The organism is Paracoccus actinidiae, assembly GCF_030863885.1.
GTDB lineage: Bacteria > Pseudomonadota > Alphaproteobacteria > Rhodobacterales > Rhodobacteraceae > Paracoccus > Paracoccus everestensis.
In genome coordinates, this window is record NZ_CP132956.1 from 194,398 (window position 1) to 213,944 (window position 19,547).

Annotated in this window: 20 protein-coding genes and 1 tRNA gene; 14 read left to right on the forward strand and 7 right to left on the reverse strand. The window is 65.5% G+C overall.

Translation table 11 applies throughout. The features are described from left to right. Positions 1–71: 71 nt before the first annotated feature. The 3 genes from Q5701_RS01015 to copM all read left to right on the forward strand — a co-directional run bounded on the left by Q5701_RS01015 (position 72) and on the right by copM (position 2,363). On the forward strand, positions 72–1,274 hold the full coding sequence (locus tag Q5701_RS01015; RefSeq protein ID WP_306753319.1) for an NAD(P)/FAD-dependent oxidoreductase: 1,203 nt from the start codon (positions 72–74) through the stop codon (positions 1,272–1,274). 70 nt (positions 1,275–1,344) lie between these two features. Beyond that, positions 1,345–1,911 (forward strand): RsmD family RNA methyltransferase, encoded by a 567-nt coding sequence (locus Q5701_RS01020; protein ID WP_306753320.1) that lies wholly within the window; start codon positions 1,345–1,347, stop codon positions 1,909–1,911. Positions 1,912–1,991: 80 nt separating this feature from the next. Beyond that, on the forward strand, positions 1,992–2,363 hold the full coding sequence (gene copM, locus Q5701_RS01025) for a CopM family metallochaperone (RefSeq protein ID WP_306753321.1): 372 nt from the start codon (positions 1,992–1,994) through the stop codon (positions 2,361–2,363). A gap of 3 nt (positions 2,364–2,366) precedes the next feature. On the opposite strand, the gene Q5701_RS01030 is transcribed toward copM, so the two are convergent. Continuing rightward, a complete protein-coding gene (locus Q5701_RS01030; RefSeq protein WP_306755492.1) occupies positions 2,367–3,539 on the reverse strand; it encodes a pyridoxal-phosphate-dependent aminotransferase family protein in 1,173 nt (390 codons plus the stop codon). A 143-nt stretch (positions 3,540–3,682) separates the two neighbouring features. Between Q5701_RS01030 and Q5701_RS01035 the strand changes: the two genes are divergently transcribed. Beyond that, the gene (locus Q5701_RS01035) at positions 3,683–5,440 is read left to right on the forward strand and encodes an ABC transporter ATP-binding protein (protein ID WP_306755493.1); all 1,758 of its coding nucleotides are present in this window, start codon (positions 3,683–3,685) and stop codon (positions 5,438–5,440) included. Further along, positions 5,437–6,156, forward strand: a complete 720-nt coding sequence (gene ygfZ / locus Q5701_RS01040; RefSeq protein WP_306753322.1) for a CAF17-like 4Fe-4S cluster assembly/insertion protein YgfZ — start codon at positions 5,437–5,439, stop codon at positions 6,154–6,156. Before Q5701_RS01035 ends, ygfZ begins: the two co-directional genes overlap by 4 nt. Here the strand turns inward: ygfZ and Q5701_RS01045 are convergent. Continuing rightward, positions 6,148–6,702 carry an MOSC domain-containing protein gene (locus Q5701_RS01045; protein WP_306753324.1) on the reverse strand — a complete coding sequence of 185 codons (555 nt, stop codon included), beginning with the start codon at positions 6,700–6,702 and terminating at the stop codon, positions 6,148–6,150. The two genes, ygfZ and Q5701_RS01045, sit on opposite strands and share 9 nt — an antisense overlap. Before the next feature lie 60 nt (positions 6,703–6,762). Then, positions 6,763–7,326, reverse strand: a complete 564-nt coding sequence (gene efp, locus Q5701_RS01050) for an elongation factor P (RefSeq protein WP_234855043.1) — start codon at positions 7,324–7,326, stop codon at positions 6,763–6,765. Between the two features lie 350 nt (positions 7,327–7,676). Between efp and Q5701_RS01055 the strand changes: the two genes are divergently transcribed. Beyond that, entirely contained in the window at positions 7,677–8,003 is a 327-nt protein-coding gene (locus Q5701_RS01055; RefSeq protein WP_042251710.1) for a DUF6280 family protein, read from the forward strand. A 51-nt stretch (positions 8,004–8,054) separates the two neighbouring features. On the opposite strand, the gene Q5701_RS01060 is transcribed toward Q5701_RS01055, so the two are convergent. Together Q5701_RS01060 and Q5701_RS01065 are read right to left on the reverse strand one after the other, a co-directional pair. Further along, positions 8,055–9,023, reverse strand: a complete 969-nt coding sequence (locus Q5701_RS01060; protein ID WP_306753326.1) for a 1-phosphofructokinase family hexose kinase — start codon at positions 9,021–9,023, stop codon at positions 8,055–8,057. Further along, complete coding sequence (locus Q5701_RS01065; RefSeq protein WP_234855045.1) at positions 9,020–9,427, reverse strand: metallopeptidase family protein; 408 nt, start codon at positions 9,425–9,427, stop codon at positions 9,020–9,022. Before Q5701_RS01065 ends, Q5701_RS01060 begins: the two co-directional genes overlap by 4 nt. Before the next feature lie 79 nt (positions 9,428–9,506). Between Q5701_RS01065 and gltX the strand changes: the two genes are divergently transcribed. The 3 genes from gltX to Q5701_RS01080 all read left to right on the forward strand — a co-directional run bounded on the left by gltX (position 9,507) and on the right by Q5701_RS01080 (position 11,789). Further along, entirely contained in the window at positions 9,507–10,832 is a 1,326-nt protein-coding gene (gene gltX, locus Q5701_RS01070; RefSeq protein WP_306753327.1) for a glutamate--tRNA ligase, read from the forward strand. Between the two features lie 112 nt (positions 10,833–10,944). Next, positions 10,945–11,021, forward strand: a tRNA-Met gene (locus Q5701_RS01075). A gap of 180 nt (positions 11,022–11,201) precedes the next feature. After that, positions 11,202–11,789, forward strand: coding sequence for an outer membrane protein (locus tag Q5701_RS01080; RefSeq protein ID WP_306753328.1), 588 nt, complete (start codon positions 11,202–11,204; stop codon positions 11,787–11,789). 57 nt (positions 11,790–11,846) lie between these two features. On the opposite strand, the gene iscR is transcribed toward Q5701_RS01080, so the two are convergent. Further along, a complete protein-coding gene (gene iscR, locus Q5701_RS01085; RefSeq protein WP_234855048.1) occupies positions 11,847–12,305 on the reverse strand; it encodes a Fe-S cluster assembly transcriptional regulator IscR in 459 nt (152 codons plus the stop codon). Positions 12,306–12,469: 164 nt separating this feature from the next. Between iscR and Q5701_RS01090 the strand changes: the two genes are divergently transcribed. Further along, positions 12,470–13,132 (forward strand): alpha/beta hydrolase, encoded by a 663-nt coding sequence (locus tag Q5701_RS01090; RefSeq protein WP_306753329.1) that lies wholly within the window; start codon positions 12,470–12,472, stop codon positions 13,130–13,132. 3 nt (positions 13,133–13,135) lie between these two features. Continuing rightward, a complete protein-coding gene (locus tag Q5701_RS01095) occupies positions 13,136–14,263 on the forward strand; it encodes an HD domain-containing protein (protein WP_306753330.1) in 1,128 nt (375 codons plus the stop codon). Between the two features lie 3 nt (positions 14,264–14,266). Here the strand turns inward: Q5701_RS01095 and Q5701_RS01100 are convergent, their stop codons facing one another. Continuing rightward, positions 14,267–15,412 (reverse strand): Hint domain-containing protein, encoded by a 1,146-nt coding sequence (locus tag Q5701_RS01100; protein ID WP_306753331.1) that lies wholly within the window; start codon positions 15,410–15,412, stop codon positions 14,267–14,269. Positions 15,413–15,646: 234 nt separating this feature from the next. Between Q5701_RS01100 and Q5701_RS01105 the strand changes: the two genes are divergently transcribed. The 3 genes from Q5701_RS01105 to Q5701_RS01115 all read left to right on the forward strand — a co-directional run bounded on the left by Q5701_RS01105 (position 15,647) and on the right by Q5701_RS01115 (position 19,527). After that, positions 15,647–16,858: an NADP-dependent isocitrate dehydrogenase gene (locus Q5701_RS01105; RefSeq protein WP_306753332.1), complete on the forward strand. Its 1,212-nt coding sequence runs from the start codon at positions 15,647–15,649 to the stop codon at positions 16,856–16,858. A gap of 146 nt (positions 16,859–17,004) precedes the next feature. After that, positions 17,005–17,673: a phosphoribosylformylglycinamidine synthase subunit PurQ gene (gene purQ, locus Q5701_RS01110; protein WP_306753333.1), complete on the forward strand. Its 669-nt coding sequence runs from the start codon at positions 17,005–17,007 to the stop codon at positions 17,671–17,673. Positions 17,674–17,841: 168 nt separating this feature from the next. Further along, complete coding sequence (locus Q5701_RS01115) at positions 17,842–19,527, forward strand: sensor histidine kinase (protein ID WP_306755494.1); 1,686 nt, start codon at positions 17,842–17,844, stop codon at positions 19,525–19,527. Positions 19,528–19,547 lie beyond the last annotated feature (20 nt).

Consider the following 19,547-nt stretch of genomic DNA (forward strand, 5'->3'; position numbering starts at 1 on the left):
TCCTGAATTGCAACGGATTCGCGGCGACTATAGGGTGCCGCCCCAAGACAGGCCAGCGGGCGGGGACCGGCATGAAGATCGTGATCGTGGGGGCAGGACAGGCGGCGGCGTCCATGGCTGCGCGGCTGCGCGCCAAGGGCCACGGGGACGAGATCGTCGTGGTCGGTGCCGAGCCTTCGCCCCCTTATCAGCGCCCGCCCTTGTCCAAGGCCTATCTGCTGGGACAGATGGGGTTGGACCGCCTGGCGTTGCGGTCACCGGAATGGTGGGACGACCAGCGGATCACCCTGCGCCCGGGCAAGACCGCGACGGCGGTCGATCCGGCACGACGCATCGTCACGACCGGCACGGGTGAGATCGGCTATGACGCCCTGGCCCTGACCACCGGCGCGTCGGCCCGCCGCCTGCCCGCAGCCATGGGGGGCGATCTGCCCGGCGTTCATGTGATCCGCAACCTGGCCGATGTGGATGCGCTTGCCCCGCAGATGCAGCCGGGCCGCCACCTGGTCGTGATCGGCGGCGGCTATATCGGGCTGGAGGCTGCGGCCGTTGCCCGCAAGCTGGACCTGGAGGTGACGGTGATCGAGGCCGCGCCGCGCATCTTGGGCCGGGTTGCTGCCGTCGAAACGGCGGACATGATCCGCGCCTTGCATCTGGGCCACGGGGTGCAGATCCTGGAAAACACCGGCATCTCGCATATCACTGGCACGGACCGCGCAACGGGGGTGGCATTGAACGACGGCCGCGAACTGCCTTGTGACCTGATCGTCACGGGCATCGGCGTGCTGCCGGAAACGGACCTGGCCCAGACCGCCGGGCTGGTGCTGGACAACGGGATCGCCACCGATGCCTTGGGCCGGACATCGGATCCGGCGATCTGGGCTGCGGGCGATTGCGCAAGCTTTCCCTGGCAGGGTGGACGCCTGCGCCTGGAAAGCGTGGGCAATGCCATCGACATGGCCGAGGCCGTGGCCGACAATATCCTGGGGGCTGACGAACCTTATCACCCCAAGCCATGGTTCTGGTCGGACCAGTTCGACGCCAAGCTGCAGATCGCGGGCCTGGGAACCGGCCATGACAGGATCGTCACAAGGGCGGGGGATGGCCAGCACGGCGGGTCGGTCTGGTATTTCCGCGACGGATCCCTGATCGCCGTGGATGCGCTGAACGACGCTCGCGCCTTTATGATCGGCAAGCGCCTGATCGAAGCGGGCCGCAGCCCGGATCCCGACGCCATTGCCACGGCGGCCGACATCAAGACGCTGCTTGCCTGATGCCTCTTCTTTACGGAAATATCCTGGGGGGCACGGGGGGCAAGGCCCCCCGCCATCGCGGGACGCAAGCATGAGGATTGTCGGCGGCACCTTGCGCGGGTTGAAGCTGGCCGATGTTGGCACGGGCGATGCAGCCGCCCGTCTGCGTCCCACGACCGACCGCGTGCGCGAGGCAATCTTCAACCTGCTGGTCAACGGCAGCCATGGCAATCCGGTCCCCGGCGCACGGGTTCTGGACCTGTTCGCAGGCACGGGCGCCCTGGGGCTGGAGGCGCTTTCGCGCGGGGCGGCCTGGACCAGCTTTGTCGAGGATGGCGCCAGGGCGCAGGCGTTGATCCGCAGCAACATCGCCAAGGCCCGCGCGGTGGATGCGACCGCGTTGCTGCGCCACGATGCCACGCGGCTGGGCGTCAATCGCGAGGCGGCCTTTGGACTGGTGTTCCTTGATCCCCCTTACGCGCAGGGCTTGGGGGAACGGGCCGTCGCCTCGGCCCTGACCGGGGGCTGGATCGCCCCCGGCGCGGTCGTGGTGTGGGAGGAAAGCCGACCCCCCCTGGTCCCCAGCCCGCTGATCCCCATCGACCAGCGGCGGTATGGCGACACGGTGGTCACGCTGGCCCGGATGCCCGGGGCCTAGCGCGGATGTGATTCCGCCCGCGCTTTCCCTGGCTGCCCGATTGCGCCAGTCTGCCCAGGCAAGCCGCAAAGGAGGTTTCGATGACCGCATCCATCCGCCGGGGCCTTGGCCTCAGCCCCGTCCTGTTCGCCTTGGCCTTTGGTGCCTATGCCCAGGATCCAGGACATGATCACGCGGGCCATGGCGCGCCGGACGATGCCGCAGCGGCCTATGAGGCCGTGATGCAGAAGATGCATGGCGACATGGCTATGGAATCCTCTGGCGACGCGGATGTCGATTTCGTGCGCGGCATGATTCCGCATCACCAAGGCGCCATCGACATGGCCAAGGTTGCCCTGGAACATGGCGACGACCCGGAAATCCGCGCCCTGGCCGAAGAAGTCATCGCCGCACAGGAAGCCGAGATCAAGATGATGCAGGAGTGGCTGAAGAAAAACGGCCACTCCCAATAGGCATCACGCCGGCTCCGCCAGCACCCGCGCGGCCGCGGCCAGTCCCCCCGGCCCGTGCGGGATGCCAAGCGCCGCCATGCCCGCCTGCATCGCGCCAAGCGCGGCCAGGATCATCCCGGCATTGGCATGGCCCATATGGGCCACCCGCAGCGCGTTTTCCGGCTGATCGGCCCCCAGGCCCACGCCCAGCGTCACGCCGCAATGCGCCGCCGTCCAGGCCCGCAGCCCGTCCGCCCCCGGCAGAACCATCGCCGTGACCGAGGATGCGCGCGCCGCCGGGTCGCCGACCGACAAGCGGATACCCGTATCCCCCTCGGCCCATTCGTCGGCCGCCGCCCAGACGGCGCGGGCCAGGGCCGCGTGGCGGGCCCAGACGGCGAACAGGCCTTCCTCGTCCAGGATCATCCGCATCGCCTCGTCCAGAGCGAAGATCTGCTGGACCGGCGGCGTGCCGCCCCAGAACCGCCACAGCGCCTCGGCATTGGCGCGGGCGTGCCAGTCCCAGTAAGGGGTCGTCAGGCGGGTGCGCCCGCGCGCGGCCGCCTTGTCGGAATACCACACGAAGCAGGTGCCGGGCGGGCACATCATGCCCTTCTGGCTGGCCGCGATCAGCACATCGACGCCCCAGTCGTCCATCATCATCGGCGCGCAGCCCAGCGATGCGATGGCATCCACCACCAGCAAGGCAGGGTGGTCGCCCATGGCGTCGCGCAGGGCGGGAATGTCGGCCATGATCCCGGTCGCGGTGTCGATCTGGCAGACCATCACCGCCTTGATCGCGCCGGCCCTGTCCTCGGCCAGCCTGCTTGCCAGCAGGTCCGGGTCGGCGGGCAGGCTGCCGAAATCCAGCCGCTCTACCGCGACGCCCATCGCCTCCATCTGCTGCGCCCAGGACCGCCCGAAATGGCCCGAGGTCAGCGCCAAGGCCTGGTCGCCGGGGTTGAACAGGTTGGCGCCCGCAGCCTCCCATGCGGCATGGCCGTTGCCGATATAGGGGGCCAGATGCGCCTGCGTCCCCGCCAGCCGCTTCAACTGCGCCATAACGGCGAGGTTCAGGTCGGCCAGTTCGTCGCCATAGATATCGGGCGAGGCGCGATGGGCTGCGCGCAGCACCCGGTCGGGGACGGGCGAGGGGCCGGGAATGGCGATCACGGGGCGACCTGCGGCAAGGCTCATGGCGTTCATCTGTCCTTCACATCCTGCAAAATCGCTAGTGCCCGCGCGGGCGAAGGTCAACGCCCCTTGGCGCCCCGCCTTGCCGCCGGGGCCTGGGTCGGGCTAAGGCTGGAACCAACCCGGACCGGTAACGAAAGGCGCGCCTGCCCGTGACCCCATCCCCGACCCAACCAAGCGCCACCGGCCTTTTGCGCCGGTTCTGGACCGATTACCTGCGCATCCACCGCGCCAGCATGGCGGGGGCATTCGCGCTGATGACGCTGGAAGGGTCCACGCTTGCGCTGATTTCCTGGATGCTGAAGCCCTTGTTCGACCGGGTCTTCGTGGGCAAGGAAGCGGGCGCGATCTGGTGGGTCGGCAGCGCGATCATGGGGATTTTCCTGGTGCGCGCGGTGACGCTGATCGCCAGCCGGTCGCTGCTGTCGCGCATCTCGCTGGGGATTTCCACGGCCATGCAGCGCGATCTGCTGGCCCATGTCATGACGCTGGACGGGCGGTTCTTCCAGGCAAACCCGCCCGGCGCGATGATTGAACGCATTCAGGGCGACACCATCGCCGTTCAGGGCGTCTGGGCCACGATCCTGACCAGTGCTACGCGGGATGCGATATCCTTGGTCATGCTGTTCGCGGTGGCGGTCAGCATTGACCCGCAATGGACGCTGGCCGCCCTGATCGGCGCGCCCATCCTGATCCTGCCCGCCGCCATGGTGCAGCGTTATATCCGCCGCAAGGTGCGCCAGAACCGCGCCAATGCCAGCGCCCGCGCCACCCGACTGGACGAGGTGATGCACGGCATCGCCTCCATCAAGCTGAACCGGGCCGAGGACGACCAGATCCGCCGTTTCGCTGACATCGTCGCCCGCATCCGCCAGGCCCAGGTCAAGGTCGCCGCGATGGGCAGCGTCGTCCCCGCCCTGACCGACATCGTCACGGGCTTGGGCTTTGTCGCCGTTCTGGCCCTGGGCGGGCGCGAGGTGATGGCGGGCGAACGCAGCATTGGCGATTTCATGTCCTTTTTCACCGCGCTTGCGCTTGCCTTTCAGCCCATGCGGCGGCTGGGCGGGCTGGCAGGCACCTGGCAAACGGCCGCGGCCAGCCTGGAGCGGATTTACCAGGTGTTCGACATCCAGCCACGAATCCGGTCGGGCGCGCGCCTTCAGCCGCCCGCCGAGACGACGATTCGATTCCAGGATGTCTGGCTGTCCTATGACGACAAGCCAGTCTTGCAGGGTCTGGACTTCACCGCCGAAGCGGGCAGGACCACGGCGCTTGTGGGGCCGTCGGGCGCGGGAAAATCGACCACGTTCAACCTGCTGACCCGGATGGTGGATCCCGACCGTGGCCAAGTCACGATTGGCGGAGTCGCGGTGCAGGATTTCGACCTCTGTGTGCTGCGCGACCAGTTTTCGACCGTAGCGCAGGATTCCGCGCTGTTTGATGAATCGCTGCGCGACAATATCCTGATGGGGCGCCCCGGTGCCGACGATGCCGCCTTGTCGCGGGCCATGGACGCGGCCCATGTCAGCGATTTCGTGGGCGCCTTGCCCAGGGGACTGGACAGCCCGGCAGGTCCGCGCGGATCGGCCCTGTCGGGGGGGCAGCGCCAGCGCATCGGCATCGCCCGCGCCATCCTGCGCGACGCGCCCGTGCTGCTGCTGGACGAGGCGACGAGCGCCCTGGATACCGCCAGCGAACGGCTGGTGCAGGCGGCGCTGGAAACGCTGTCTGAGGGGCGCACGACGCTGGTCATCGCGCACCGCCTGTCCACCATCCGCAACGCCGACAAGATCGTGGTGATCGAGCAGGGCCGGGTTGTGGAACAGGGCGATCATGCCCAGTTGATGGCCCAAGGCGGCGCCTATGCCCGCCTTGTCGCCCTGCAATTCGGAGAAAGCCAATGACCCGCCAGATCATCCGCGTCACAGGCGACGACCGCGTGGCCTTTCTGCAAGGGCTGGTCAGCAACGACGTGAATCGCGCGCCATGCTGGGCCGCGCTGCTGACGCCGCAGGGCAAGTATCTGGCCGATTTCCTGATCCTGCCCGATGGCGATGCGCTGCTGATCGACGTGGACGCCCGCTTGGCCGATGACCTGATCCGCCGCCTGGGGATGTACAAGCTGCGGTCCAGGGTTGCCATCGAGCCTGTCGCCCTGACGGTCGCACGCGGCACGGGGCCTGCGCCAGAAGGGGCCATCGCCGATCCCCGGCACCCGGCGCTTGGCTGGCGGTTCTATGGCGGCACGGGCGACGACGGCACCGATTTCGATGCCATCCGCGTGGAACAGGTGATCCCTGAAACCCTGGTCGAACTGATCCCGAACGAGACCTTTATCCTAGAGGCAGGGTTCGAACGCCTGCACGGCGTCGATTTCCGCAAGGGCTGCTATGTCGGCCAGGAGGTCACGGCCCGGATGAAGCACAAGACCGAGCTGCGCAAGGGCCTGACCCGCTTGCGGATCGAGGGCGAGGCACCGGTCGGCACGCCGATCATGGCGGATGGAAAAGAGGTCGGGACGCTGTTCACCCAATCGGGCGGCCATGCCCTGGCGCATGTGCGGTTCGACCGCCTGGGGCCGGATATGCAGGCAGGGTCGGCGCGGCTGTTGTCAGACTAGCTTGCGGACCGGATCGCCCAGGACGACCTCTCCGTCCTGTTGGACCGAACACAGGATGCCGCGCAGGCGCAACTGGGGGTGGCCGGGCGCGGTGATCCAGTCCTTCGCCGCCTTGCCGTAACGCACCTTCCATTTGACGCAGCCGTCGTTGAACACGTCAGACACCCGCAGCACTGCCGAGCCTGCGCGCAGCAGGGTGCCCACAGGCAGGTTCGCGTGGCTCGTGTCCAGGTCGCAGACGATCGTGTCGCCGGGGTGGGGCGTATTGTCCCGGTCCAGCCAGACCGCATCCATCACCCGGCGCGGCAGGATCGACACCTGGATACGCGGATCGGGCGATCCGTCGGCCAGCCGGAGCCAGGGCGCCGTCTGCCACCGTTCGCCGGGAATGCCGTCGGCGCGCGTCAGGGTCAGCCGATCCGGAAAACTCCGCTGGTTGAAGCCGGGGCGGAAGCACAGGCATTCGGCCCGCGCATCGTCCCTGGGCGCAGACAGCACATGGGGCAGGGCGCGGGACAGGTCGTCGGCAGTGACGTGGGGCATCATCTGGAACCGGGTGCGGACAGAAAAACGCCCCGGACCGGCCGGGACGCCAAGAAGAACGGCTCAGGCCCGTTCGCTGTACTCGAAGACCTCGGTGTTCACGATGATCTTCTCGCCCTCGCCCACGAAGGGCGGGATCATGATGCGCACGCCGTTGTCCAGGATCGCGGGCTTGTAGCTGTTGGCAGCGGTCTGGCCCTTCACCACTGGTTCGGTTTCCGTCACGGTGCAGGTCACTTTCTGCGGGATCGACACCGACAGGGCTTCCTCGCCGTAATATTCGATGGTGGCGGTCATGCCGTCCTGCAGGAACGGACGGCGGTCACCCAGCAGATCGGCGTCCAGTTCCGTCTGCTCAAAGGTTTCGCTGTCCATGAAGACCAGCTTGCCGTCGGATTCATACAGGAACTGCTGATCCTTCTGTTCCAGGCGGACCTGTTCAACCTTGTCTTCGCTGCGGAAACGCTCGTTCAGCTTGCGGCCGTCGCGGAGATTCTTCAGTTCGACCTGGGCGAATGCGCCGCCCTTGCCAGGCTTCACATGGCTGACCTTCACGGCGGCCCAAAGGCCTCCGTCATGCTCCAGCACGTTGCCGGGGCGGATTTCATTGCCGTTGATCTTGGGCATGGAATGCTCTTTGCGGTTCGGGAAAATCGGGCCGTCCGTGTTGAACGGCGCTGTGGCGCCCCTATATCGAGGCCTTCGGCAGGAGGCAACCAAAACGGTTTTGCGGTGTTGTCAAGGCGCGGACCCGTGCCCAGGGGCGCCACTCGCAGGCTGTAATTGCAGATCTCACCTGTTTTTTACACGACATGCATTATGTGCATGGGAGATATGCGGCCAGAGGAATACCGAATCGGCGTCGTTCCGCGTTAAGCACCGACACCGTCAGAGAAACGGAAACAATAACGATGGGTTGGCATGATGCCGCCCACATGGCTGTTTTGCCCTTGCAGCCCAGAAGATGGACGAATGGTATGCGCGATTTTGTCGACGGATCGGCTTTCAATTTTGAGCAGGGCCAGCGTGCCCGCAAGCTTTTTGCCGCAGTGGTTCTGGCGGCGCTTGATGATGCCATTGCCGATGACAAGAAATATGGCAACGGTCCAGAACAGATTGCCCGTTGGGCGCGGTCGCGGGACGGCCGCGAGGTGTTGTCCTGCGCAGGCATCGACCCCAACGAACGCGTGGTAAAGGGCTTGATGGAATTCGTGTCCAAGGGCGTGCGTACCTCGGTCGCGTTGTCGCGCGAGGAAAGCGAACGCCGCATGGCCGCCGAGGCCGAGGAAGCCGAAGCCGCGTGAAGGCGCTGCCACGGCACCGGAAAGCCGCCCAGTGGGGCGGCTTTTTTCATTTCAAAGCCGCGTGACGATGCGTTCGCCATAGAACCGCTCCACGTCGGCGGCGTGGCACAGTTCGGTGGCGGGCGTCATCACTGCCGCCGATGCGGCCGCCGCACCCAGGGCCAGGGCCTCTTGGACGGGCCAGTCGCGCGCCATCGCCATGACAAAGCCCGCGACAAAGCTGTCGCCTGCGCCGACCGCGCTGACCACCTTGACCCGTGCCGCCGCCGCGTGCCAGGCGGCGTCCGGCCCCGCGATGACCGATCCATCGGCCCCGCGCGCCACGATCACCGACCGCGCCGCACCGTCCTTGACCAGGCCCGCCGCGAAAGCCGCGCTGTCTTCGCGCGAGGGCAAGGGGCGGCCCGCCAGTTCCTCGGCCTCGTGGCTGTCCATGCGCAGCACGTCGACCGGCGTCGAGGATCCCGCCAGCACCTGCAAGGCCTCGCCGGAGGTATCGACCAGCAGCTTCGCGCCGCTGTTCTTCAACCGCACGGTCAGCATCTGTTCGAACCCCGCAGGCACGCCGGGAGGGTTGGACCCCGACACCACGACCCAGCCCCCGGCGCGCGCCCCTTCGGCAATGGCCTGGGTCATGTCGGCCACATGGGCCTTGTGCCATTCGGGACCGGGCAGGACAAAGCGGTATTGCCCGCCGGTGGACCGGTCGGTGACGGCCAGCGATTGCCGCGTCTCGCCCGGGGCGGTCAGGCGGACCAGCGACAGGCCATCCGCCTTCAGCATATCCGCGATGCGCGTCCCCGTGGCCCCGCCAAGCGCCACCATGGCGGTCGATTGGCCGCCCATATGCTTGATCGCGCGGCTGACATTGATGCCGCCGCCGCCGGGATCCACCACCGGCTTTTCGCAGCGCAGCTTCAGTTCCGGGCGCACCTCGTCCGCTGCCGTGGACAGATCCAGCGCCGGGTTCAGCGTGACCGTCAGGATCGGCGCCTGCCCCTCCGCTGCCTGCACGATCATTCCCACCACCTGTCGATGCCGGCGATGTCGTCGTCGGACCAGCCGAAATGGTGCGCCATCTCGTGCATGACGACATGGGCGACCAGTTCGCCCAGCGTGACGTTCCCGCGCGAGGCCCATTCGTCCAGCAGCGGCCGGCGGTAAAGCCAGATGATGTCGGGCTGTGCCGGCTGGTCGGATACCGATTTTTCCGTCAAGGGCACGCCGTCATAGATGCCGGTCAGTTCGAACGGGTCGTCGATCTGCAATTCGTCCAGCACGTCCTCGGGCGGGAATTCGGCCACATGAATGGTGATGTCCTGGGCGTGGGTGGCGAATTCGGGGGGCAGGGCGGCCAGTGCATCACGCGCCATCGCCTCCATCCGGGCCGCGTCGGGCGCGGTCAGGTCCTTCCAGTCGGTCATCCGCTTCTCCTGCATACCGCCCTGATATGGACAAGAATCACCGCATATGAAAGAGCAAGGCCAACAGGAGAGTTGTGCCATGACCACCACCCGCTTCGCCCCGTCCCCCACCGGCCACATCCATGTCGGCAACCTGCGGACCGCGCTGTTCAATTACCTGATCGCGAAAAAGGCCGGGGGAACCTTCATCCTGCGGCTGGACGACACCGACCAGGAACGGTCAAAGGAAGAATATGCCGACGGCATCAAGCGCGACCTGGACTGGCTGGGCCTGCACTGGGACCGGGTGGAGCGTCAGTCGCTGCGTCTTGACCGCTATGCCGAGGCCGCAGACCAGTTGCGCGGGGCAGGGCGGCTGTATGAAGTCTTCGAATCTCCGACCGAACTGGACCTGAAGCGCAAGAAGCAACTGAACATGGGCCGTCCGCCGGTCTATGACCGCGCCGGGCTGAACCTGTCAGACGCCGACAAGGACCGCCTGCGGGCCGAGGGGCGCGAGGGTTACTGGCGCTTCAAGCTGGACCAGGAACGCATCGAATGGCCCGATGGCATCCTGGGCGACATTTCCATCGACGCGGCCAGCGTGTCGGATCCGGTGCTGATCCGGCATGACGGGCAGGTGCTGTATACCTTTGCGTCCTCGGTCGATGACACGGATATGGCGGTGACCCATATCGTGCGCGGCGCGGATCATGTGACCAACACCGCCACCCAGATCCAGATCATTCGCGCACTGGGCGGAACGCCGCCCTTCTTCGCCCATCACAGCCTTCTGACCGGCGCGCAGGGCGAGGAATTGTCCAAGCGCATCGGTGCCCTGTCGATCCGCGACCTGCGCGAAGCAGGCGTCGCGCCCGAGGCGCTGCTCTCGATGATGGCACGCCTGGGATCCAGCCAGCCGGTCGAACTTAAGATGACCCTGGACGACCTGTCCGATGGTTTCGACCTGTCGCACTTCGGTGCCTCGCCCACGAAATTCGACGCCGAGGATTTGTGGCCGCTGACCCGCGAACGCAACCAGGCGCTGCCCTTCGACGCCGTGCAGGACCGGATCAAGGCACTTGGCGTGCCCGATGAGCTGGCCGAACGGTTCTGGCGCGTTGCCTCGCAGAACATCACCAGGCTGGAGGATCTGGCCCAGTGGTGGACGATCTTCGCCCAAGGCGCCGAGCCGCAGATCGACCCAGAGGATGCCGATTTCATCGCCCAGGCCATGCCCCTGCTGCCGCCCCCGCCCTATACGGACGCAACCTGGGGCGAGTGGACGGCCGCCGTCAAGGACGCCACGGGCCGCAAGGGCAAGGGACTTTTCATGCCGCTGCGCAAGGCCGTTACGGGCCAGGCCCATGGCCCCGACATGGCGCAGGTGATGCCGTTGTTGCAGGTAGTCAAGGCGCGCCGCTGATCCCATCCTAGCCCCGAAACCTACGCCGCCCCGCCACGGGCGGCGTTTTCATTTCCGGTCGCGAAAACCGCTTGACGCCCCCCGCCCCCTCGCTTACATCGCGCCCATCTGTGGCGGAGTAGCTCAGCTGGTTAGAGCAGCGGAATCATAATCCGCGTGTCGGGGGTTCAAATCCCTCCTCCGCTACCATTTTCCTGATATTATCCAATAAGCCTGAACCAACGCCCTCGGGCGTTTCATGTTTTGTATCAATCACTTTTTCGCTGGTGTCGCCCTTCTGCAACAGTTTTTGCACAGTGTGCAAGTTTGCTCTGGCAAAGCCCCCGGCGTGGCCTATCTAGAGGTCACTGACTTAGAAGGAGACCACCCATGAAATTCGTTACCCTTACAGTTGCTGCCTCGCTGGCCGCCTCGGCTTCTTTCGCTGGCGGCTATGTCGCCCCCGTGGTCGATACCGCGCCCGTTGTGACCCCCGTCGTTCCGGTCCAAGCTGGCCCCGACTGGTCCGGCTTCTATGCCGGTCTGCAGTATGGCCAAGGCAATGCCGAACTGTCCGATGGCCTGGGTGACACCGACTATGACGGCTACGGCGCCCATGCCGGCTATCTGTTCGACTTCGGCCAGGTGATTGCGGGTGCCGAACTGGACTATAACAAGGCCGATCTGGACGACGTGGACGGCGATGCCGACCTGTGGCGCCTGCGTGGCCGCGTGGGCTATGACATGGGCCGGTTCCAGCCCTATGCGACCCTGGGCGCCGCCCGCATCTCGACCGATGATGATGCCGGGGATATTTCGGAAACCGGGATCACCTATGGCCTGGGCGCTGAATACCTGGTCACCGAGAAATTCTCGGTCGGCGCGGAATACAGCCGCAGCGACTTCTCGGACGTCATTGCCGACGGCATCGACCTGGACACCGATCTGGTGCAGGTCCGCGCGTCCTATCGCTTCTGAGACGGCTGAACCTTGTGCCACGACGCGGTCCCGAAAGGGGCCGCGTTTTCCATTGGCTCAGTCGTCAACCACGCTGAGAATGCGGGGCAGCGCGGGGCAGGGCAGCAACTGGTTCTTGGCCACGTCCGCCAGCGAATGGTTGTGCAGGAACACATAGACATGGGCCGACAGGCTTTCCCACAGCCGGTTCGACAAGGTCTGCGCCCGCGATCCCGACACGCCGCCCGACGCGCCCGCGCCGATATGCATGGCGCTGACGGTTTCATCGACCGCTTCCAGGATTTCGGAAATCCGGATGGTTTCGGCTGCCCGGGCCAGCCGGTATCCGCCCCCCGGACCCCGGACCGACGCCACCAGGCCCGCCCGGCGCAGGCGGACGAACAGTTGTTCCAGATAGGGCAGCGAGATGTCCTGGCGGCCCGAAATCTCGGCCAGCGAGGTCAGGTCGTCCCCCTTGGCGGTGGCCAGGTCGACAAGCGCGATGATCGCATAGCGCCCCTTGGTGGACAGTTTCATCTGCTGGCTCCCCTCTTGCGGCCGGGTCGGATTGACGACGCGCGCACTGGCGCGCTATGCCCCCATGGCGCGTTTCTTGCGCATTCCGGACCGGCATCCCAGATAGCGGTCTAAGAGCGCCACGCAGATGCGTCAAGAAACCACCGTCATGTCGAAGGAAGACGATGCCAGAGTTGATTTTTCCCGGTCCCGAAGGCCGGCTCGAGGGCCGATATCACCCGCAACCGGGCAAGCCCGACGCCCCCCTTGCCATCGTCCTGCACCCGCACCCGCAATATGGCGGGACGATGAACAACCGCGTCGTCTATAACCTCCATTACGCATTCCACAAGCTGGGCTTCACCGTGATGCGCTTCAACTTTCGCGGGGTGGGGCGCAGCCAGGGCGAGTTCGACCAGGGGATCGGCGAATTGTCGGATGCGGCATCGGCCCTGGATTACCTGCAGGCGATGAATCCCAACAGCAAGCATTGCTGGGTCGCGGGCTTTAGCTTCGGCGCCTGGATCGGGATGCAGCTGCTGATGCGCCGCCCGGAAATCACCGGCTTCATCAGCGTGGCGCCCCCCGCCAATATGTATGATTTCAGCTTCCTTGCGCCTTGCCCGTCGTCCGGGCTGATCGTGAACGGCACCGCCGACCGCGTGGCCCCGCCCAAGGACACGCATACCCTGGTCAGCAAGCTGCGCGAGCAGAAGGGGATCACCATCACCCACGAGGAAATCGAGGGCGCGGACCATTTCTTCCGCGACGATGAAACCCACATGAAGCCGATGATCGACCTGGTGCAGGGCTATGTCCGCCGCCGCCTGACCGAAACCACGCGCTGAGCCGTGCCGGACCGCATCGCCCGCCAGTTCGACTTTCTGGTCGAGGCCGACCGGCTGAAATCGGTCGACCGGGCGAATGTGCTAATGGATCTGTCGCGGCCGGAAAACAGCGCCGAACACAGCTGGCACGTCGCACTGCAAGCCATGACCTTCGGCGCATCCGACCGCGCCATCCAGATGCTGATGGTCCATGACCTTGTGGAAATCGACGTGGGCGACCAGCCGATCCATCTGGACCATGATGCAGCCGCCCTGGCCGGGGCCGAGGCGCAGGCGGCGGATCGCATCTTCGGCCTGTCGCCCGACCGCGATCGCCTGATGGATTTGTGGCAGGAATTCGAGGCCGGGGCGTCGCCTGATGCCATCATGGCCCGGCGCATGGATCACAGCCAGCCGTTGTTCCAGGTGCTGTCGGCGCCGCGACCGCTGGCCGACCATGTGGTCATTGTCCGCAACAACATGGATGGCGGGCGGGCCGCACGGCTGCGGGACGAATGGCCCGAGATGATGGCCTGGGCCGAGGCCATGCTGGCCGGGAAACCGCACCCGGGCAACGATCTGTCCCGCCGCCTGCGTTTCCTGGCCGAGGCGGATGCGCTGAAGTCGGTTCTGCGGGCCAACCTGCTGATCGACGGGTCACGCCGGGAAAACAGCGCCGAACACAGTTGGCACCTGGCGCTCTATGCCCTGGCCTTTGCCGATCTGGCGGGGCCGGGCGTCGATATCGGCCGGGTGATCCGCATGATGCTGATCCACGATCTGGTGGAAATAGACGTGGGCGATGTGCCGCTGCATTCTGCGGCGGGCCAGGCGCATGGGTCGCCTGAAATCCAGGCGGCCGAGGCACGGGCCGCCCTGCGCATCTTCGGCCTTCTGCCCGATGCTTGGGCGCAGGAGTTTCTGGCGCTGTGGCAGGAATTCGAGGCCGCAGCCAGCCCCGATGCGGTCTTTGCCAAGTCGCTGGACCGCTGCCAGCCGGTGATCCAGAACCTGCTGTCGGGCGGGATCGGCTGGGTGGATTACGGCGTGACCTTTGGCGACATCGAGGCTCGGGTGGGCCGAAAGATCACCCAAGGGGCGCCAGACCTGTGGCACTGGCTGCGTCCCCGGGTGCAGGCCTTCTTCGCCTGAAGGTCAGCTTGCCAGCGGCTTCTGGTTGGCCGCGTGACGCGAGGCCAGTTGCCGCGCCTTCTTGCCGGCGACAAAGGGCCGGGCGCCCGGGAAAGCATCGACGGCATCGCGAAGCTGCGGAAACAGCGTGAAAATCTCATGCGCGGCATCGCCAAGGGCCAGCAGCGCCTGCGGTCCCGGATAAAGCGATTCGGTTTCCGCCCCGTTCGACACCAGGATCTGATGGGCCTCGAACATCAGGTGGACATAGGTGACGCCGGGGGCATCCGTCAGGATGTCGATCCCCTTGACCTCGGTCAGGTGCTTGGCGGCGACCAGCAGTTCGCGGGCCCCGAACATCCGTGCGGCGATGGCCGACCGGACCAGGACGCGGTGCTGCTGGGACACCAGCAGATCCTGCGTGGGCAGGTTCGGGCCAAGGGAGCCTGCGGCGATGCGCACGGGGGCCAGGGCGGGGTTGGCTGAAATTTCCGGCCCGGTGACAGGACGGGCGCCGATCCAGCGGACGGCCTGCAATCCGTTGTCACGCGTCATCACCAGATCGCCGACCCGGATATCCTCGACCAGGGATTCACCGGCGGCGGTGCGGATCAGCGTCCCGCTGGTAAAGCAGTTGATCGGCAGGTCGAAGATCGTCGGCCGGAACGAGATCGTCGCCACATAGGTGTTCTGGCTCAGCGGATCGGCCGACAGGATCTTGACCCCGCGCAGGGCGTCGATGCCGTCCCATTCGCGCAAGGCATCTTTCGAGGGACGAAAGAACATGTCGCCGTTCTTCATCTGGATCAGCACGCCGTCCTGTTCCGACAGGCCGCCATCGGGAAAGGTCAGTTGATAGCGGACCGACAGAAAGCCGGTGATGGTGGTGTTGACTGCCTGGCCCGAATGGGGGGCCTGATACGTCATCCGGGAATCCGCGACATCCCGGCCAATGCTGTCGTCGTTATAGGAGGTCGCGAAGGCCTCGACCCGCTTGCCATCGACGGTGATCGTGCGCGTGTCGCCCTTGATCGTTACCGGCTTGATCTGCGCGGTGCCCACGGCGCCATAGCCCGCCATCCGGTCCGCTTCCGCCTCGGACGAGGGCGTGGCGTTGGTTGCATTGACCTGCGCATGATTGCCAAGCCACATCCATGTGACTGATGCCATGAAAACACCTGATACTCGTAAACACTACCAGGGGTTGATAACACGCCTAGGCTGTAAATGCATCTGCCATTTGCAGCGCGTTTTTATCAAATGTTGCACAAAGCAGTTGCCTGTCCCGGATCTGCAACACCCCCCTTGTCACGCGACACAATTGCATACCGCTGCATACATTCTTTCCATCCCGATTGTTCCCGGCTATGACGGCAGCCGAATCCAACGCCAAAGGGAATGCCCATGTCGAAGATCAAGGTAGCCAACCCTGTCGTCGAGCTTGACGGCGACGAGATGACCCGGATCATCTGGGACTTCATCAAGCAAAAGCTGATCCTGCCCTATCTGGACGTGGATCTGAAATATTACGACCTGGGGATCGAGGAGCGCGACCGCACCGAGGACCAGATCACCATCGACGCCGCCAACGCCATCAAGCAATACGGCGTCGGCGTGAAATGCGCGACCATCACCCCCGACGAACAGCGCGTCGAGGAGTTCGGCCTGAAGAAGATGTGGAAGTCGCCCAACGGCACGATCCGCAACATCCTGGGCGGCGTGATCTTCCGCGAGCCGATCATCTGCCAGAACGTGCCGCGCCTGGTGCCGCACTGGACCAAGCCCGTGATCGTCGGCCGCCATGCCTTTGGCGACCAGTACAAGGCCACCGACTTCCGCTTCCCGGGCAAGGGCAAGCTGACCATCAAGTTCGTGGGCGAGGATGGCGAGACGATCGAGCACGAGGTCTTCCAGGCGCCGTCGTCGGGCGTGGCGATGGCCATGTACAACCTGGACGACTCGATCCGCGATTTCGCCCGCGCGTCGATGAACTATGGCCTGCAGCGCGGCTTCCCGGTTTACCTGTCCACCAAGAACACCATCCTGAAAGCCTATGACGGCCGCTTCAAGGATATCTTCCAAGAGGTGTTCGACGCGGAATTCGCCGATCAGTTCAAGAAGGCCGGGATCACCTATGAACACCGCCTGATCGACGACATGGTGGCGTCGAACCTGAAATGGTCGGGCGGCTATGTCTGGGCCTGCAAGAACTATGACGGCGACGTGCAGTCCGACACCGTGGCGCAGGGCTTTGGCAGCTTGGGCCTGATGACCAGCGTGCTGATGACGCCCGATGGCAAGACGGTCGAGGCCGAGGCGGCGCATGGCACCGTGACGCGCCATTACCGCGAACACCAGAAGGGTAACCAGACCTCGACCAACTCGATCGCGTCGATCTTTGCCTGGACGGGCGGGCTGAAGCACCGTGCCAAGCTGGATGACAACACCGCGCTGCTGAATTTCGCGCAGACGCTGGAGAAGGTGACGGTCCAGGCGGTGGAGGACGGTCACATGACCAAGGATCTGGCGCTGCTGGTCGGGCCTGACCAAAAATGGCTGACCACCATGGGCTATCTGGAAAAGGTGGACGAATACCTCAACAAGGCGCTGAACTGAGGCGTCATTGCTGAAAAGGGGGCCGGGCATTCGCCCGGCCTTTTGCCTCCGGCGGAGGATATTTGGACCAGGATGAAAGCGCGCCGGTCTTTCAATGAACAACGCGCTGCGCTATGTCGCCCCCATCCCTGGACAGGAGTCGCCCCATGAAAGCCGTTGTCATCACCTTTCCCGGATCGAACTGCGACCGAGACCTGGCCGTGGCTTTGGAACAGGCAGGCGCCCAGGTGACGCGCGTCTGGCACAAGGACGACGCCTTACCCGACGGCACCGATCTGGTGGGCGTGCCGGGCGGCTTTTCCTTTGGCGATTACCTGCGTTGCGGCGCGATCGCCGCGCATTCGCCGATTGCGGGGGCGCTGCGGCGCCATGCCGAACGGGGCGGTTTCATGCTGGGGATCTGCAACGGCTTTCAGGTCCTGACCGAACTGGGCCTGCTGCCTGGCGCCCTGATGCGCAACACCGGGCTGACATTCCTGTGCAAGCCCGCGGTCCTGAATGTCGTGACAACCGACAGCGCCTTCACCGCCGGCTATGACAAGGGTCAGCGGATCGGCATCCCGGTCGCCCATCACGACGGCAATTACCAGATCACCCCCGACGGGCTGGCCCGGTTGCAGGACAGGGACCGCATCGCCTTTACCTATGCCCCCGCGATGAACGGGTCGGTCGGCGACATTGCAGGCATCTTGTCGGAAAACCGCCGCGTGCTGGGCATGATGCCGCATCCCGAACGCGCAGCCGATCCGGCGCTTGGCGGCACCGATGGGGCGGCGCTGTTCCGCTGTTTGGTTGACGGGACTGTCAACGCCTGACTTGAGCATGACCGCTTCTGCGCCTAGAGTGCGGCAGTTGTGCAACAGGACCGGGCTTCACAGGTGATCGAGGACAGGGACAGCGTCAGCGCGTCAGAGCGTTCGCGGCCGCGGCTGACCCAACCCGGCAATCCGTGGTGGCTGCGCCTTGCCGTCGCGCTGATCTTCATGCTGGCGATTGTTTCAATCTGGACGACGAATGCCTGGCTGACCACGCGTTTTTCCGAAAACACCCGCGTCCGGTCCGAACTGCGGCTGGCGCTTTACACCGGCAACCTGCTGTCGGAATTGCAGCGCACGGCGGTGGTGCCGCTGCTGCTGGCACGCGATCCGGCCTTGATCGGATCACTGAACAGCAACGATTTTTCCACCACCTCGGCCCGGCTGATCGCGGCGCAAAAGGAAATCGGCGCGGCCTCGATCCGGCTTCTGGATGCGTCGGGGCGCACGGTGGGGGCCACCGACCGATATCAGCTTGGCAGCAACAACGTGCTGTCGCCCTTTTACGTCGAGGCGCTGCGGTCGCGCGACACGGTCTTTACCTTCGCCAACCAGGGCAGCGGAGGATACGAATTCACCTATTCCCGCGCGGTGGTCGCCGACGGCAGGACGTTGGGGGTGATCGTCGTGGGCGCGGACCTGTCGCGGCTGGAACGGTCCTGGGCGGGCATTTCAGACGCCGTGGCCGTGACCGACAGCGAAGGCCGCATCATCCTGGCGACCGAACCCCGCTGGCGTGGGTTGACCATGCCCGAGGCCCTGGCGGTTCGCGACGCCCCATCCGCCATCCAGCGGGCCTTTCAGGTCACGGCCGACTGGACCGCGCTTCCCATCGACGCCTATGTCCAGGGCCGCGCCGTCATGCAGGCCGAGGCGCGCATCCCCTTTCGCGGCTGGCGCATGATCAGCTTTACCACCTATGCATCCGTCCGCGAACAGGTGAACGCGGTCCTGGCGCTGGAGATCATGGGATTCGCCATCCTGCTGGCAGGGACATTCTATGCCCTGTCGCGCCGGGCACGCAGCCAGTCGGTCGCCTATATGCGCGAATCCGCAGACCTGCGGGCGCTGAACATGCGCCTGACCCGCGAAATCGCCGAACGCGAGCGGATGCAAAAGGAACTGCGGGTCGCCGAACAGACCGTGCAGCAAAGTTCCAAGCTGGCCGCCTTGGGCGAGATGTCTGCGGGCGTCAGCCACGAACTCAACCAGCCGCTGGCCGCGATGAAGACCTATCTGGCAGGTGCGCGGCTGCTGCTGCAGCGCGGCCGGGCCGAGGAGGCGCTGTCCAGTTTCCAGCGGATCGACGATCTGATCGAACGGATGGGCGCGATCACCCGGCAGCTCAAATCCTATGCCCGCAAGGGGGGCGAGGCGGTGGAACCCGTGGACCTGCGCGCCGCCGTCAGCAGCGCCCTGACCATGATGGAGCCGCAGTTGCGCGGCCGCACCATCCGCGTGACCCGCAACCTGCCGCGCCGCCCGGTCATGGTGATGGCCGACCGCATCCGGCTGGAGCAGGTGATCATCAACCTGTTGCGCAACGCGGTCGATGCCGTCCGCGACCGTCGCGATGCCCGGATCGAGATCACGGTGGAAACCGGCGCCCATGCCCATGTGCTGGTGCGCGACAACGGGCCGGGCATCGCCGATCTGGAAAAGCTGTTCGAGCCGTTCTGGACCACCAAGAAACCGGGCGAGGGGACGGGGCTGGGCCTTGCCATCTCGTCCAGCATCGTGGCCGATTTCGGCGGCCGCCTGACCGCCCATAACGAAGAAGAAGGCGCCGTGTTTGCCGTCGAACTGCCCCTGCTGAAGCAGCGGCAGGGCACGCAGCCGCTGGCCGCCGAATGAATGTTCGAGAGAGGAACACA

Bases quoted from the DNA above. Each gene is read 5' to 3' on its own strand.
- Q5701_RS01015 (WP_306753319.1), top strand. From the start codon at position 72: ATGAAGATCGTGATCGTGGGGGCAGGACAGGCGGCGGCGTCCATGGCT.
- Q5701_RS01020 (WP_306753320.1), top strand. From the start codon at position 1,345: ATGAGGATTGTCGGCGGCACCTTGCGCGGGTTGAAGCTGGCCGATGTT.
- copM (WP_306753321.1), top strand. From the start codon at position 1,992: ATGACCGCATCCATCCGCCGGGGCCTTGGCCTCAGCCCCGTCCTGTTC.
- Q5701_RS01030 (WP_306755492.1), bottom strand. From the start codon at position 3,539: ATGAGCCTTGCCGCAGGTCGCCCCGTGATCGCCATTCCCGGCCCCTCG.
- ygfZ (WP_306753322.1), top strand. From the start codon at position 5,437: ATGACCCGCCAGATCATCCGCGTCACAGGCGACGACCGCGTGGCCTTT.
- Q5701_RS01045 (WP_306753324.1), bottom strand. From the start codon at position 6,702: ATGATGCCCCACGTCACTGCCGACGACCTGTCCCGCGCCCTGCCCCAT.
- efp (WP_234855043.1), bottom strand. From the start codon at position 7,326: ATGCCCAAGATCAACGGCAATGAAATCCGCCCCGGCAACGTGCTGGAG.
- Q5701_RS01055 (WP_042251710.1), top strand. From the start codon at position 7,677: ATGCGCGATTTTGTCGACGGATCGGCTTTCAATTTTGAGCAGGGCCAG.
- Q5701_RS01060 (WP_306753326.1), bottom strand. From the start codon at position 9,023: ATGATCGTGCAGGCAGCGGAGGGGCAGGCGCCGATCCTGACGGTCACG.
- Q5701_RS01065 (WP_234855045.1), bottom strand. From the start codon at position 9,427: ATGACCGACTGGAAGGACCTGACCGCGCCCGACGCGGCCCGGATGGAG.
- gltX (WP_306753327.1), top strand. From the start codon at position 9,507: ATGACCACCACCCGCTTCGCCCCGTCCCCCACCGGCCACATCCATGTC.
- Q5701_RS01080 (WP_306753328.1), top strand. From the start codon at position 11,202: ATGAAATTCGTTACCCTTACAGTTGCTGCCTCGCTGGCCGCCTCGGCT.
- iscR (WP_234855048.1), bottom strand. From the start codon at position 12,305: ATGAAACTGTCCACCAAGGGGCGCTATGCGATCATCGCGCTTGTCGAC.
- Q5701_RS01090 (WP_306753329.1), top strand. From the start codon at position 12,470: ATGCCAGAGTTGATTTTTCCCGGTCCCGAAGGCCGGCTCGAGGGCCGA.
- Q5701_RS01100 (WP_306753331.1), bottom strand. From the start codon at position 15,412: ATGGCATCAGTCACATGGATGTGGCTTGGCAATCATGCGCAGGTCAAT.
- Q5701_RS01105 (WP_306753332.1), top strand. From the start codon at position 15,647: ATGTCGAAGATCAAGGTAGCCAACCCTGTCGTCGAGCTTGACGGCGAC.
- purQ (WP_306753333.1), top strand. From the start codon at position 17,005: ATGAAAGCCGTTGTCATCACCTTTCCCGGATCGAACTGCGACCGAGAC.
- Q5701_RS01115 (WP_306755494.1), top strand. From the start codon at position 17,842: ATGCTGGCGATTGTTTCAATCTGGACGACGAATGCCTGGCTGACCACG.